Raw genomic sequence first — 15123 nt, forward strand, 5'->3', positions numbered from 1 at the left:
GAGACCGGACATGATCCTGACGGAACAGCAGGCCCAGATTCGCGACATGGCGCGGGATTTTGCCCGCGAGCGGCTGGCTCCGGGCGCGGCGGAGCGCGACAGGCAGAGCCGTTTTCCGCGCGAGGCGTTGGCGGAAATGGGCGAACTCGGCTTCCTCGGCATGCTGGTGCCGGAAGCCTATGGCGGCTCGGAGACGGGCGCGGTCGCCTATGCCGTGGCGCTGGAAGAAATCGCCGCCGGTGATGGCCCCTGCTCGACCATCATGAGCGTGCACAGTTCCGTCGGCTGCGTGCCGATCCTGAAATACGGCACGGAGGCGCAGAAAGAGCGCTTCCTGCCGAAGCTCGCCTCTGGCGAATGGATCGGCGGCTTTGCGTTGACCGAGCCGCAGGCCGGCTCCGACGCCTCGAACCTCAAGACGCGCGCCCGCCGCGACGGCGATCACTACGTCATCGACGGCGCGAAACAGTTCATCACCTCGGGCAAGAACGGCAACCTCATCATCGTCTTCGCCGTCACCGATCCCGATGCCGGCAAGAAGGGCATTTCCGCCTTCCTCGTGCCGACCGATACGCCCGGCTACGAGGTCGTGCGCGTGGAGGAGAAGCTCGGCCTGCATTCTTCCGACACCTGCCAGATCGCCTTCAGCGGCATGCGCATTCCCGCCGAAAACCGGCTCGGCGGGGAGGGGGAGGGGTATCGCATCGCGCTGTCGAACCTCGAAGGCGGGCGCATCGGCATCGCATCGCAGTCCGTCGGCATGGCGCGGGCGGCCTTCGAGGCCGCGCGCGATTACGCCCGCGAGCGTACGGCCTTCGGTGCGCCGATCATCGAGCATCAGGCCGTCGCCTTCCGGCTCGCCGACATGGCGACGCGGATCGAGGTGGCGCGCCAGATGGTGCTGCATGCCGCAGCGCTGAAGGAGGAGGGGCTGCCCTGCCTCACCGAAGCCTCGATGGCAAAGCTGTTCGCGTCGGAAATGGCGGAAAAGGTCTGCTCCGATGCGATCCAGATCCATGGCGGCTACGGCTACATGGCGGATTACCCGGTTGAGCGCATCTATCGCGACGTGCGCATCTGCCAGATCTACGAGGGAACGAGCGACGTCCAGCGCATCGTCATCGCGCGCAATCTATAACGGCGACAGCCGACAAGGGAGGTACGACAGGGCATGACCGAGGTTCCGCATCTGAGCCTGCACGTCCCCGAGCCGGCGGTCCGGCCGGGCGGCCAGCCGGATTTCTCCAGCGTCAAGATCGCCAAGGCGGGCTCGGTGCCCCGGCCGGCGGTCGATGTCGCGCCGGAGGATATCCGCGATCTCGCCTATTCCATCATCCGCGTGCTCAATCGCGAGGGTGAGGCGGTCGGCCCCTGGGCCGGGCTGCTCTCCGACGAGGAGCTGCTGACGGGCCTGCGCAACATGATGAAGCTGCGCGCCTTCGACGCCCGCATGGTGATGGCGCAGCGGCAGGGGAAAACCTCCTTCTACATGCAGCATCTCGGCGAGGAGGCGGTCGCTTCCGCCTTCCGCAAGGCGCTGGAGAAGGGCGACATGAATTTCCCGACCTACCGGCAGGCGGGGCTGCTCATCGCCGACGACTATCCGATGGTCGAGATGATGAACCAGATCTACTCGAACGAGGCGGACCCGTTGCGCGGCCGGCAATTGCCGATCATGTATTCCTCGAAGGCGCACGGCTTCTTCACCATCTCCGGCAACCTCGCCACGCAATATGTGCAGGCCGTCGGCTGGGCCATGGCCTCGGCGATCAAGAAGGACACCAAGATCGCGGCGGCGTGGATCGGCGACGGCTCGACGGCCGAATCCGATTTCCACTCCGCCCTCGTCTTCGCCTCCACCTACAAGGCCCCGGTCATCCTCAACATCGTCAACAACCAGTGGGCCATCTCGACCTTCCAGGGCATCGCCCGCGGCGGCTCCGGCACGTTTGCGGCCCGCGGTCTCGGCTTTGGCATCCCGGCGCTGCGCGTCGACGGCAACGATTATCTCGCCGTCTACGCCGTCGCGAAGTGGGCGGCCGAGCGGGCGCGGCGCAATCTTGGGCCCACGCTGATCGAATACGTCACCTACCGCGTCGGCGCGCATTCCACCTCGGACGATCCGAGCGCCTATCGCCCGAAGACGGAATCCGAGGCGTGGCCGCTCGGCGATCCCGTCCTCCGGCTGAAGAAGCACCTCATCGTGCGCGGCGTCTGGTCGGAGGAGCGCCACACGCAGGCCGAGGCGGAAATCCTCGACGAGGTGATCCAGGCGCAGAAACAGGCCGAAAGCCACGGCACGCTGCATGCCGGGGGAAAACCCTCGGTGCGCGATATTTTCGAGGGCGTCTATGCGGAAATGCCCGCCCATATCCGCCGCCAGCGGCAGAAGGCAGGATACTGACATGGCAAGAATGACGATGATCGAGGCCGTGCGCAGCGCCATGGACGTCTCGATGGGACGCGACGACGATGTGGTCGTCTTCGGCGAGGACGTCGGCTATTTCGGCGGCGTTTTTCGCGCGACGCAGGGCTTGCAGGCGAAATACGGCAAGACACGCTGCTTCGACGCGCCGATCAACGAATCCGGCATCCTCGGCACGGCCATCGGCATGGCGGCCTACGGGCTGAAACCCTGTGTCGAGATCCAGTTCGCCGACTATATGTATCCGGCCTATGATCAGATCACGCAGGAGGCGGCGCGCATCCGCTATCGCTCCAACGGCGATTTCACCTGCCCCATCGTGGTGCGCATGCCGACCGGCGGCGGCATTTTTGGCGGCCAGACGCACAGCCAGAGCCCGGAAGCGCTTTTCACCCATGTCTGCGGGCTGAAGGTGGTCGTGCCCTCCAATCCCTACGACGCCAAGGGCCTCTTGATCGCCGCCATCGAGGACCCGGACCCGGTGATGTTCCTCGAACCGAAACGCCTCTACAACGGCCCCTTCGACGGCCATCATGAAAAGCCGGTCACGCCCTGGTCGAAGCACGATCTCGGCGAGGTGCCGGAGGGGCACTACACCATCCCCATCGGCAAGGCGGAGATCCGCCGGCCGGGCGGCGCGGTCACCGTCGTCGCCTATGGCACGATGGTGCATGTGGCGCTCGCCGCGGCCGAGGAGACGGGGATCGACGCCGAGGTGATCGACCTGCGCAGCCTGCTGCCGCTCGATCTCGACACCATCGTGCAATCGGTGAAGAAGACCGGCCGCTGCGTCGTCGTGCACGAGGCGACGCTCACGTCGGGCTTCGGCGCGGAGGTCGTGTCGCTGGTTCAAGAGTATTGCTTCTACAGCCTCGAAGCGCCGGTGGTGCGCGTGACGGGCTGGGACACGCCCTATCCGCATGCGCAGGAATGGGACTATTTTCCGGGGCCTGCCCGCGTCGGCCGGGCGCTCAAAGAAGTGATGGAGGGCTGAGGATGGGCGAGTTCGTCATCAAGATGCCCGATGTGGGCGAGGGCGTGGCGGAGGCCGAGCTGGTCGAATGGCACGTCAAGCCGGGCGATCCGGTGCGCGAGGACATGGTGCTCGCCGCCGTGATGACCGACAAGGCGACGGTGGAGATTCCCTCGCCGGTCAATGGCACGGTGCTGTGGCTCGGCGCAGAGATCGGCGACACGGTGGCCGTGAAAGCGCCGCTGCTGCGCATCGCTGTGGCTGGGGAGGGCGAGAGCGGTGGTGAAAGCGAGAATGAGAGCGTAACGGAAGAGGCGCGGCAGCCTCTCCCTTCTCCCCAGCGGGGAGAAGGTGCCCGAAGGGCGGATGAGGGGGTATCTTCCCCCGCACCGAGCCAGCCGCCCCCCTCATCCGGCCCGGAGCCTGTCCTGGGGCTCGCCTCCGGCAAGACCCGGGGGGGCCACCTTCTCCCCGCCGGGGAGAAGGGGAAGACCTCGACGGTGGAGACAAGGCCGCTCGCCTCGCCCGCCGTGCGGCTGCGCGCACAGGAGGCCGGCGTCGATCTGCGGCAGGTATCGGCCACCGGCCCGGCCGGCCGCATCACCCATGACGACCTCGACCAGTTTGTTGCGCGCGGCGCACAGCCCGTCGCCGCGCCGGCCGGCCTTGCCCGCAAGACTGCGACGGAGGAAATCAAGGTCACCGGCCTTCGCCGCCGCATCGCGGAAAAGATGCGGCTTGCCAGCGCCCGCATCCCCCACATCACCTATGTCGAGGAGGTGGATGTCACCGACCTCGAAGACCTGCGCGCGACGATGAACGCCGGCCGCAAGCCCGACCAGCAAAAACTGACCATCCTGCCCTTCCTGATGCGGGCGCTGGTCAAGACGCTGGGCGAACAGCCGGGCGTCAACGCTACCTTCGACGACGATGCCGGCATCATCACCCGCCACAGCGCCGTCCATATCGGCATCGCCACGCAGACGCCGGCCGGCCTGACGGTGCCGGTCGTGCGCCATGCCGAGGCGCGGACGATCTGGGACAGCGCCGCCGAATTGACGCGCCTCGCCGACGCCGCCCGCAACGGCACGGCCGCGCGCGAGGAACTCTCCGGCTCCACCATCACCATCACCTCGCTCGGCGCGCTCGGCGGCATCGTCACGACGCCGATCATCAACCACCCGGAAGTGGCGATCGTCGGGGTCAACAAGATCCTGACCCGGCCGGTCTGGGACGGCGTGCAGTTCATTCCGCGCAAGATGATGAACCTGTCGTCGAGCTTCGACCACCGCATCGTCGACGGCTGGGATGCGGCGGTGTTCGTCCAGCGCATCAAGGCTTTGCTCGAAACCCCCGCACTGATCTTCATCGAAGGCTGATGACATGAAAGAGATCGTCTGCAAGCTTCTTGTCATCGGCGCAGGCCCCGGCGGCTATATCTGCGCCATCCGCGCCGGCCAGCTCGGCCTCGATACGGTCATCGTCGAAAAGGCCAAGGCCGGCGGCACCTGCCTCAATGTCGGCTGCATCCCCTCCAAGGCGCTGATCCATGCGGCGGAGGAATTCGACAAGGTGCGCCATATGACGGCCCCCAACGCGCTCGGTATCACGGTCGAAGCGCCGAAGCTGGACCTTGCCCAGACCGTCCGCTGGAAAGACGGCATCGTCGGCCGGCTGAATAGCGGCGTGCTCGGCCTCTTGCGCAAGGCCAAGGTGAAGATCGTGCATGGCGAGGCGCGGTTCCGCGACGGCAAGACCGTCGAGGTGGAGACGGAGACCGGCACCCAGCTCATCCGCGCCGAGACGGTGGTCATCGCCACCGGCTCCGAACCGGTCGAACTGCCCGCGCTGCCCTTCGGCGGCGCGATCCTCTCCTCCACCGAGGCGCTGTCGCTGCAAAGCGTGCCGCAAAAACTCGCCGTGGTCGGCGGCGGTTATATCGGTCTCGAACTCGGCACGGCCTTCGCCAAGCTGGGCGCGGAGGTGACGGTGGTCGAGGCCATGCCGCAGATCCTGCCGCAGTATGACGCCGAACTCGTCAAGCCGGTCGCAAAACGCCTCGCCGATCTCGGCGTCAGCGTGCTGACCGGCGTCAAGGCGAAAGGTTTTTCCGGCGAGGCGCTGGTGATCGAAACCGCATCCGGCGCGGAAAAACAGATTGCAGCGGACAAGGTTCTGGTCACCGTAGGCCGCCGACCGCGCACGGAGGGCTGGGGCCTCGAAGACCTCGATCTCGACCGCGCCCGCCGGTTCATCCGCATCGATGAGCGCTGCCGCACCTCGATGCGCGGCGTCTACGCGATCGGCGATGTTACCGGCGAGCCGATGCTGGCGCACCGCGCCATGGCGCAGGGCGAGATGGTCGCCGAGATCGTCGCCGGCCGCAAGCGCGCCTGGGACAAACGCGCCATCCCTGCCGTCTGCTTCACCGATCCGGAAATCGTCACCGCCGGCCTTTCGCCCGACGAGGCCCGCGCGCAGGGCTACGACATCCGTGTCGGCCTCTTCCCGTTCAACGCCAACGGCCGCGCCATGACCACCCAATCGGAAGACGGTTTCGTCCGCGCCGTGGCGCGGGCGGACACCAACCTGCTGCTCGGTCTTCAGGCGGTCGGCGCTGGTGTCTCGGAGCTTTCCAGCGCCTTCTCGCTGGCACTCGAAATGGGCGCGCGGCTGGAGGACGTCGCCGGCACGATCCACGCCCACCCGACCCGCAGCGAAGGCTTGCAGGAAGCCGCATTGAAAGCCCTCGGCCATGCCCTCCACATCTGAACCGCAAACCCTCGTCGATCGCACCGGCGCGCTCGGCCGCATCCGGCTCAACCGGCCGAAGGCGCTCAACAGCCTGACTCTCCCGATGATCCGCGACATCGACAGGGCGCTGGACGCCTTCGAGGTCGATCCCGACGTCACCGCCGTGCTTCTCACCGGCGAGGGCGAGCGCGGGCTGTGCGCGGGCGGCGATATCCGCATGATCTACGAGGGCGGCAAGACCGGCTCCCCGGAGCCCGGCGATTTCTGGCGCGAGGAATATCGCCTGAACGCCCGCCTGAACCGGCTGCAAAAACCCTTCGTCGCCTTCATGGACGGCATCGTCATGGGCGGCGGGGTCGGCGTTTCCGTCTATGCCAGCCACCGCATCGTCACCGAGCGCACCCGCTTCGCCATGCCCGAAACGGGCATCGGCTTCTTCCCGGACGTTGGCGCGTCGTGGTTCCTCACACGCGGGAAGAACGAACTCGGCACCTATGCCGGATTGACCGGCGAACCGCTGGCCGCCGCCGACGCCATCGCCTTCGGCCTCGCCGACAGCTACGTTCCTTCAGAGCGCCTGCCGGAGCTGGCCGAAGCGCTCTCCCGCCAGCCCGATGTGCCGGCAACGATTGCCACCTTCTCGCAAACGCCGCCGCCCGCAAGCGTCGCCGCGCAGCAACCCCTGATCGATCGGCTTTTTACCTTCGATACGATTGAGGACATCCTGAAGGCGCTGGCGCAGGACGGATCGGCTTTTGCGGAAAAGACGCTCGGCGTTTTGCGGACGAAATCACCGCTCAGCCTGAAGGTGACGCTCCGCCTGCTCCGCCTCGCGAGGCAGGCGCCGTCGCTTGAAGCCTGCCTCGAACGGGAGTTCGCCGCCACGGCGGCCGTTCTGCGCAGTCATGATTTCTACGAGGGTGTCCGGGCCGCCGTCATTGACAAGGACCGCAATCCGCAGTGGCGCCCGGCGCGATTGGATGACGTCACTGCCGAGCATGTCGCCGCCTTCTTCGAACCGTCGGCAAAGCCGCTCTTCGTTGTGGATGCAGGGAAAGGAGAACGCCTATGAGCCCTATCGCCTTCATCGGTCTTGGCCATATGGGCGGCCCGATGGCCGCAAACCTCGTGAAAGCCGGCCACAATGTGCGCGGTTTCGACCTGACGGCCGCCTCGCTGGAGCTCGCCCGGGAAAATGGGATATCGACCGTCGCCTCGGTCGCGGAGGCCGTTTCCGGCGCCGGCATCGTGATCACCATGCTGCCGGCGGGTGCGCATGTGCTTTCCGTCTGGCAGGAGCTGGTTGCCATCGTGCCCTCGGGCACGTTGCTCATCGACTGCTCGACCATCGACATGGACAGCGCCCGCAAGGCCCACGCGCTCGCCGAGACACATGGTTGCCCGGCGCTCGATGCACCCGTTTCCGGCGGCACCGGCGGGGCCACGGCCGGCACGCTCACCTTCATGGTGGGCGGGGATGCGGCGGTCTTTGCCGGCGCAAAAACGGTGTTCGAGGCGATGGGCAAGAAGATCATCCACTGCGGCGGCGCCTCCGCCGGCCAGGCGGCAAAAATCTGCAACAACATGATCCTCGGCATCAGCATGATCGCCGTGGGCGAGGCCTTCGTGCTCGGCGAGCAGCTGGGTCTCACGCACCAGGCGCTGTTCGACGTTGCCTCCGTCTCCTCGGGCCAATGCTGGTCGCTGACGACCTATTGCCCGGTGCCCGGGCCCGTCCCCGGCTCGCCGGCCAATCGTGACTACGAACCTGGCTTTGCCGCGGCGCTGATGCTGAAGGATCTGAAGCTCTCGCAGGCAGCAGCAACAGATGCCGGCGCGATGACACCACTCGGCGCCACGGCGGCGGCGCTCTATCAGAGATTTGCCGACGAAGGGTTCGGCGGCAAGGATTTTTCCGCCATCATCAACATGTTGCGGGACGAGACGGAGACAAGGTAGCGGACATGGCATCGATCATCGAGGGAGTGGCTGGGGTGGAGCAACCTGTTATCGTCGAACGGCAGGGCCGCGTCGTCATCGCAACGCTGAACCGGCCGGCGGCTCGCAACGCGCTGAATTCCGAAATCATGCTTGCACTTGCCGATGATCTTGCCGCGCTCGATCGCGACCCCGGCGTCGGCTGTTTCGTTATCCGCGGCTCGGAAAAGGCCTTTGCCGCGGGTGCCGATATCAAGGAGATGGCCGACAAGTCCTTCGCCGAGATGTACAGCGAGGACTTTTTTGCCGCCTGGGAACGGTTCGCTGCGCTGCGCACGCCGAAAATTGCTGCGGTCTCCGGTTATGCGCTCGGCGGTGGCTGCGAGCTGGCCATGATGTGCGATATGATTTTTGCCGCCGATACGGCCGTGTTCGGCCAGCCGGAGATCAAGCTTGGCGTGATCCCCGGCATGGGCGGAACACAGCGGCTGACGAGGCTCGTCGGCAAGGCGAAGGCGATGGATCTCATCCTCACCGGCCGGATGATGGACGCGGTGGAGGCGGAACGGGCGGGCCTCGTTTCCCGGGTGATCGCGTCTGACAGGCTGATGGAGGAGACGCTCGCCGCGGCCGAGACGATCGCCACCTATGGAAAGGCGGCGGCGATGGCCGCCCGCGAGGCGGTGGACCGTGCGCTCGAAACGGGCCTGCGTGACGGGATCGCCTTCGAGCGGCGGCTTTTCCATGCGCTGTTCGCAACGGCGGACCAGAAGGAAGGCATGGCCGCCTTCGTCGAGAAGCGCAGGCCGACCTTCGTCGGCAAGTAAGCACACCATCATCAGCATTACCGCATGTTCGGCAGTCCGGCGAGCAACGCTCCGGGCTGGTGGTGCCGTTCGGACAAGGCGGCAAGCTCGCTGAAGCGAAACCCGGTGTCGTGCCGGGGCAGTGACGGGTGCGCCAGGCCGCATGCCGTGAACTTTCAGCTGCGCCCAATTGCCGCAGCGAGAGATTTCACCTATGTTGACCAAGTGGTAAAAAAAGACGCTTTTCAATGAATTGCGCGATAAGCCAAAGGGGAATCGAATGCATCGCAATCCATTCAATTTCGGCATTTCCAGACGAACCCTGATCAAGGTCGCCGGTGCGTCCGCGGCGGTTGCGGCCGCAGGCCTGCCGGGCCGCGTGTTCGCCGCCGATCCGCTCAAGGTCGCGGCCATCTATACCGTTCCGGTCGAGCAGCAGTGGGTCAGCCGCATCCACAAGGCGGCCAATGCCGCCAAGGAGCGCGGGGACATCGAATATGTCTATTCGGAGAATACCGCCAACAACGATTATGAGCGCGTCATGCGCGAATATTGCGAAGCCGGCCACAAGCTGATCCTGGGAGAGGTCTTCGGCGTGGAGGACGCCGCCCGTGCCGTCGCCAAGGATTATCCGGACGTCGCCTTCCTGATGGGCTCCAGCTTCAAGCCCGATGCCGCCGTGCCGAACTTCTCGGTTTTCGACAACTACATCCAGGACGCTTCCTACCTCTCCGGTCTTGTTGCCGGCGCGATGACCAAGTCGAAGAACATCGGCATGGTCGGCGGCTATCCGATCCCCGAGGTCAACCGCCTGATGAACGCCTTCATGGCGGGCGTGAAAGAGGTGGCCCCGGATACCAAGTTCCAGATCGCGTTCATCGGCTCGTGGTTCGATCCACCCAAGGCCAAGGAGACCGCCTTCGCCCAGATCGATGGCGGAGCGGACCTGCTCTATGCGGAGCGTTTCGGCGTGTCCGACGCGGCCAAGGAAAAGGAGGTCCTGGCCATCGGCAATGTCATCGATACCCAGGCGGACTATCCGGAAACCGTGGTCGCCTCCGCGCTGTGGCATTTCGAACCGACGCTGGACAAGGCGATCGCGGAAGTGAAGGCCGGCGCCTTCAAGGCGGACGACTACGGCGTCTACTCCTTCATGAAGAACGGCGGCTGTTCGCTCGCGCCGCTCGGCACCTTCGATGCCAAGGTTCCCGACGACGTGAAGGCGAAGATCGCCGAGAAGGAAAAGGCGATCAAGGACGGTTCGTTCACGGTCGAGATCAACGACGCAGAGCCGAAATCGAGCTAGCGTTCCGCGTTCTGACGATCGCGGGGCGACATGGCTGGCGGCAGAGGATGTTTTCCCTTGCCGCCATCACGCCTCCCTGTGAGCAGAACAGCCCTTAAAACCCGCGCCCGGTTACCAACGTGTCCGATACACCCGTCCTCCGTCTTTCCGGCATCAGCAAGCGTTTCGGTTCCCTCCGGGCCAATGACGGCATTTCCTTCGATCTGAAGCGTGGCGAGGTCATCGCGCTGCTCGGCGAGAACGGTGCCGGCAAGACGACGCTGATGAACATTCTCTTCGGCCACTATGTCGCCGACGCTGGAACCGTCGAGGCCTTTGGCGGGCCGCTGCCGCCGGGTGATCCGCGCGCTGCGCTGGATGCCGGCATCGGAATGGTGCACCAGCATTTCACCCTTGCCGACAACATGACGGTGCAGGAGAACATCGCGCTGGGCACGCAAAGCCTCTGGCGGGCGCGGCTCGACAGAGCGCTGGCGCGGACACGCATTGCGCAGCTCTCCGCCGATTTCGGCCTTGCCGTCGATCCTGCAGCCACCGTCTCCACGCTTTCGGTTGGCGAGCGCCAGCGTGTCGAAATCCTCAAGGCGCTCTATCGCGACGCCCGTATCCTGATCCTCGACGAGCCGACCGCCGTCTTGACCCCGGCCGAAACCGATGCGCTGTTTCGAACCTTGAAGCTGCTCGTCGCCAGGGGCTTGTCGATCATCTTCATCTCCCACAAGCTGCATGAAGTGATGGCCGTCAGCGATCGTGTGCTGGTGCTGCGCGCAGGCCAGCTTGTCGGCGAACGCGAAACGGCATCGACCGATCGCAAGGCGCTGGCGGCCCTCATGGTCGGCCAGGAGGTGAAGCCGACGGAGGTCAGCCCGGCCAATGTCGGGGCGCCGCTGCTGGCGCTCGAACGCGTCTCCACCACGCCCTACAACGGGGCTGCGCTCGACGACATATCGCTTACCCTGAGGGCCGGCGAGATCACCGGCCTTGCCGGCGTTTCCGGCAATGGCCAGGCGGCCCTTGCAGCGCTCATCGCCGGCACCCAGCGCGCGACCGGCGGCCGCATTTCCGTCGCCGGGCAGGACGTGGCCGGCTGGTCGCCGCGCGTCGCGCTCGACCATGGCGTGGCGCGTATCCCGGAAGACCGCCATGCGGTCGGCACCATCGGCGACATGAGCGTCACCGAGAATGTGATCGCCGAGCGCTACGGCAGTGCGCGCTTCAGCCGCATGGGGTTTCTCGACTGGAAGGCCGCCCGTCGCTTCGCCGAGAAGATCATCGCCGACTACGATGTGAAGTGTCCCTCGCCTGAGGCGCGCATACGCCTGTTGTCGGGTGGCAACATGCAGAAGCTCATCCTGGGCCGAGCGCTCGATCCGGAACCCGCTGTCATCCTGGCCAGCCAGCCGACGCGCGGCCTTGATGTCGGCGCCGTCGCCTATGTCCACAGCATGCTGCTCGCGGCGCGGGAACGCGGCGCGGCCGTCCTGCTGATTTCGGAAGATCTCGAGGAAATCCTGGCCTTGTCCGATCGCATCATCGTCATGTCCAAGGGGCGCCTGTCGACACCCTCCGCCCGCGGCGAGCGCAGCATTCGCGAGCTCGGGGAGCTGATGGCCGGCCACAGCGGGGAGCGCAGCGATGCGGCTTGAGCCGAAACCCGCGCCGACGCTGGCGGTCACCCTGCTGTTCCCGCTGGCCGCCATCCTCGCCACGCTGCTGCTGGTCTCTCTTCTGGTTCTGGCGGCCGGCGCGTCGCCGCTCTCGGTTTTCTACCTGGTCGCGCGGGGCGCAGCCGGCTCGCAATTTGCGCTGCTGGAAACCCTGACGCGCGCGACGCCGCTGATCTTCACAGGCCTTGCCGTCGCCGTCGCCTTCCGCGCCAAGCTCTGGAACATCGGCGCTGAAGCGCAGCTCTATATTGGCGGCGTGGTCACCGTGGTGCTGGGAACCGGCGCCCTGCCCCTGCCGTCGGTCATCCTGATTCCGGTGCTCATGGCGGCGGCGATGGCGGCCGGTGCGCTGCTGCTGCTCGGCCCGGCCGTGCTGAAGACGCGCTTCGGCGTCGACGAGGTGGTCACCACGCTGCTTTTGAACTTCATCGTCCTGCTCTTCGTGTCGATGCTGCTGGAAGGCGTGCTGAAAGACCCGATGGGGCTGGGCTGGCCACAGTCCCAGAAGGTCATCGCGGAGGCGCAGCTGCCGCGCCTCATCCAGGGCAAGCGTCTGCATCTCGGCTTCGTCATCGCAATCATCGCGGCCGTCGTGGTGTGGGTCATCACGACGAAGACCAAGCTCGGCTACGAGATGCGCGCCGTCGGCCACAATCCCGAAGGCGCGCGTTTCGTCGGCATTCCGGTCAACCTTGTGCTGATGAAGACGGCCTTGCTCTCCGGCGGGCTGGCTGCACTTGCGGGCTTTTCCGAAGTGTCCGGGCTCAAGGGCAACCTGACGCTCGATCTGTCGGCTGGCTACGGCTATACCGGCATCGTCGTCGCCATGCTGGCGATGCTCAATCCGCTCGGCGTCGTCGCTTCGGCCATCTTCGTCGCCGGCATCTTCGTCGGTGCCGATGCGATGAGCCGCGCCGCCAAGGTGCCGAGCTACATCGCCGACGTCATGGTGGCCACCTCGCTTTTGACGATGGTGGTGGCGATCCTTCTGACGCGCTACAGGATCAGGTGGAGGTGATGATGGACGCGCTTGAAATCCTCTTCACCGCCTCCTTCTGGGTCGCCGTCGTGCGCATCGCATCGCCGCTGATCTTCGCGACCATGGGCGAACTGATCTGCGAACGCGCCGGCGTGCTCAATCTCGGTATCGAAGGCATCATGACTGTCGGCGCTTTCGCCGGCTGGTTCACGGTCTACAGCGGCGGCGACCTGTGGGCCGGCGTGCTTGTGGCGGCCCTTGCCGGCGCGCTGTTCGGTCTGCTGCATGCCACGCTCACCGTGCCGCTCGGTCTGTCGCAGCATGTCGTCGGCATCGGCGTCACGCTGCTGGCGACCAGCTTGACCTATTTCACCTATCGCCTCGTATTGCCGGAGGTGACCTCGCCGCCGAAGATCGAGCCGTTCCAGCCGCTGGCGATCCCCGGCCTGTCGAACATCCCCGTGCTCGGCGAGGCGCTGTTCACGCAGACACCGCTGACCTATCTCGCCTTCCTTGCGGTCGTGCTCGTCACCTGGGTTCTCTATCGCACGCCTGTCGGCCTTGCCGTGCGCGCGGCTGGAGAAAACCCGTCGGCCGTGGAGGCGCAGGGTATTTCGGTCACCGGCATCCGCATGGGGGCCGTCGTCGCCGGCAGCGCGCTGATGGCGGTCGGCGGCGCCTTCCTGACCATGTCGGCGTTCAACTCGTTCTTCTTCGAGATGATCAACGGCCGCGGCTGGATCTGCATCGCGCTTGTCGTCTTCGGCTCCTGGCGGCCGGGCAAGGCGCTGGTCGGCGCCATCCTGTTTGCCGCCTTCGACGCCTATCAGATCCGCCTGCAGCAGATATCGGGCGGCATCGTGCCCTACCAGGTCTTCCTGATGATGCCCTATGCACTGTCGATCCTGGCGCTGATCCTGGTGGCGCGGCGCGCCACCTATCCCAAGGCTTTGATGATCCCATACCAGAAAGGCGAAAGATGAGCTTCGACCTGATCGTCAAGGGTGGCACGCTGCCCGACGGAACCGTCGCCGATATCGGCATCAAGGGCGAGGTGATCGCCGCAATCGAGCCACGTATCGACGCCGAAGCCGGCCGTGTCGTTGATGCGTCGGGCAATCTCGTCAGCCAACCCTTTGTCGATCCGCATTTCCATATGGATGCGACGCTCTCCTACGGGCTGCCGCGCATCAACGCCTCGGGCACGCTGCTCGAAGGCATTGCGCTCTGGGGGGAGCTCAAGCCGCTGCTGACCCACGAGGCCGTCAAGGAGCGTGCGCTTGCCTATTGCGACTGGGCGGTGTCCATGGGCCTGCTCGCCATCCGCACCCATGTCGATACCTGCGACGACCGTCTGCTGGCCGTGGAAGCCCTGCTCGAGGTCAAGCGTGAGATAGCGCCCTATATCGACCTCCAGCTCGTCGCCTTCCCGCAGGACGGTCTCTACCGCGCGCCCAACGCGCGTGAAAACACCATCCGCGCCCTCGACATGGGCGTCGATGTCGTCGGCGGAATCCCGCATTTCGAGCGCACCATGGCGGACGGTACGCGGTCGGTCACCGACCTCTGCGCGATCGCGGCCGAGCGCGGCCTGATGGTCGACCTGCATTGTGACGAGACCGACGATCCGCTCTCCCGCCACATCGAGCAGCTCGCCTACGAGACCCAGCGCCTCGGCCTGCAGGGCCGGGTGGCCGGCTCGCATCTCACCTCGATGCACTCGATGGACAATTACTACGTCTCGAAGCTGCTGCCGCTGATCGCCGAGGCGGGTGTGTCGGCGATTCCCAACCCGCTCATCAACATCATGTTGCAGGGCCGGCATGACACCTACCCGAAGCGTCGCGGCATGACGCGCGTGCCGGAGATGTTGAAGGCCGGCATCCGTGTCGGCTGGGGCCAGGACTGCGTGCTCGACCCCTGGTATTCGCTCGGCACTGCCGACATGCTGGATGTCGCCTTCATGGGACTGCACGTCGCCCAGATGTCGTCGCCCGCGGACATGCGCGCCTGCTTCGACATGGTGACGCGGGTCAATGCCGAGATCATGGGCCTCGATCACCTCGGCCTCGCCGTCGGCAAATCGGCAAGCCTTGTCGTGCTCGATGCGGGCAATCCCATCGAGGCAGTGCGCCTGCGTGCCGAGCGACTCTGCGTCGTCTCGAAGGGCAAGGTTGTTGCCGAGCGCGAAAAGCGCGACACCACCCTGTCCATCAAGGGGCGCCCGGCAAGCATCAACCGTCGCCACATCGTGCCGCCACAAGCGCGGTAGAAA

At 65.8% G+C, this 15123-nt stretch carries 13 protein-coding genes; all 13 read left to right on the plus strand.

Going from position 1 to position 15123, the window contains the following annotated elements:
• Positions 1-10: 10 nt before the first annotated feature.
• The 13 genes from K0P03_RS32345 (at position 11) to K0P03_RS32405 (ending at position 15120) form a co-directional block, all read left to right on the plus strand.
• Complete coding sequence (locus K0P03_RS32345) at positions 11-1138, plus strand: acyl-CoA dehydrogenase family protein (protein WP_272791818.1); 1128 nt, start codon at positions 11-13, stop codon at positions 1136-1138.
• A gap of 33 nt (positions 1139-1171) precedes the next feature.
• The gene (locus K0P03_RS32350) at positions 1172-2404 is read left to right on the plus strand and encodes a 3-methyl-2-oxobutanoate dehydrogenase (2-methylpropanoyl-transferring) subunit alpha (RefSeq protein WP_272791819.1); all 1233 of its coding nucleotides are present in this window, start codon (positions 1172-1174) and stop codon (positions 2402-2404) included.
• A gap of 1 nt (position 2405) precedes the next feature.
• Positions 2406-3419, plus strand: coding sequence for an alpha-ketoacid dehydrogenase subunit beta (locus K0P03_RS32355; protein ID WP_050745061.1), 1014 nt, complete (start codon positions 2406-2408; stop codon positions 3417-3419).
• Positions 3420-3421: 2 nt separating this feature from the next.
• The gene (locus tag K0P03_RS32360) at positions 3422-4777 is read left to right on the plus strand and encodes a dihydrolipoamide acetyltransferase family protein (RefSeq protein WP_050745062.1); all 1356 of its coding nucleotides are present in this window, start codon (positions 3422-3424) and stop codon (positions 4775-4777) included.
• Positions 4778-4781: 4 nt separating this feature from the next.
• Complete coding sequence (gene lpdA, locus K0P03_RS32365; protein ID WP_272791820.1) at positions 4782-6170, plus strand: dihydrolipoyl dehydrogenase; 1389 nt, start codon at positions 4782-4784, stop codon at positions 6168-6170.
• On the plus strand, positions 6154-7224 hold the full coding sequence (locus K0P03_RS32370; protein WP_272791821.1) for an enoyl-CoA hydratase/isomerase family protein: 1071 nt from the start codon (positions 6154-6156) through the stop codon (positions 7222-7224). Before lpdA ends, K0P03_RS32370 begins: the two co-directional genes overlap by 17 nt.
• The gene (mmsB, locus tag K0P03_RS32375; protein ID WP_272791822.1) at positions 7221-8111 is read left to right on the plus strand and encodes a 3-hydroxyisobutyrate dehydrogenase; all 891 of its coding nucleotides are present in this window, start codon (positions 7221-7223) and stop codon (positions 8109-8111) included. The genes K0P03_RS32370 and mmsB overlap by 4 nt, the downstream gene beginning before the upstream one ends.
• Before the next feature lie 5 nt (positions 8112-8116).
• Positions 8117-8917, plus strand: a complete 801-nt coding sequence (locus tag K0P03_RS32380) for an enoyl-CoA hydratase (RefSeq protein WP_272791823.1) — start codon at positions 8117-8119, stop codon at positions 8915-8917.
• A 259-nt stretch (positions 8918-9176) separates the two neighbouring features.
• The gene (locus K0P03_RS32385; RefSeq protein WP_272791824.1) at positions 9177-10202 is read left to right on the plus strand and encodes a BMP family protein; all 1026 of its coding nucleotides are present in this window, start codon (positions 9177-9179) and stop codon (positions 10200-10202) included.
• 119 nt (positions 10203-10321) lie between these two features.
• The gene (locus K0P03_RS32390) at positions 10322-11848 is read left to right on the plus strand and encodes an ABC transporter ATP-binding protein (RefSeq protein ID WP_272791825.1); all 1527 of its coding nucleotides are present in this window, start codon (positions 10322-10324) and stop codon (positions 11846-11848) included.
• Positions 11838-12887: an ABC transporter permease gene (locus K0P03_RS32395; RefSeq protein ID WP_272791826.1), complete on the plus strand. Its 1050-nt coding sequence runs from the start codon at positions 11838-11840 to the stop codon at positions 12885-12887. Before K0P03_RS32390 ends, K0P03_RS32395 begins: the two co-directional genes overlap by 11 nt.
• Before the next feature lie 2 nt (positions 12888-12889).
• On the plus strand, positions 12890-13831 hold the full coding sequence (locus K0P03_RS32400) for an ABC transporter permease (RefSeq protein WP_024270625.1): 942 nt from the start codon (positions 12890-12892) through the stop codon (positions 13829-13831).
• Entirely contained in the window at positions 13828-15120 is a 1293-nt protein-coding gene (locus K0P03_RS32405) for an amidohydrolase family protein (RefSeq protein WP_272791827.1), read from the plus strand. The genes K0P03_RS32400 and K0P03_RS32405 overlap by 4 nt, the downstream gene beginning before the upstream one ends.
• Positions 15121-15123 lie beyond the last annotated feature (3 nt).

This window comes from Shinella sp. HY16 (assembly GCF_028534175.1).
Classification (GTDB): Bacteria; Pseudomonadota; Alphaproteobacteria; order Rhizobiales; family Rhizobiaceae; genus Shinella.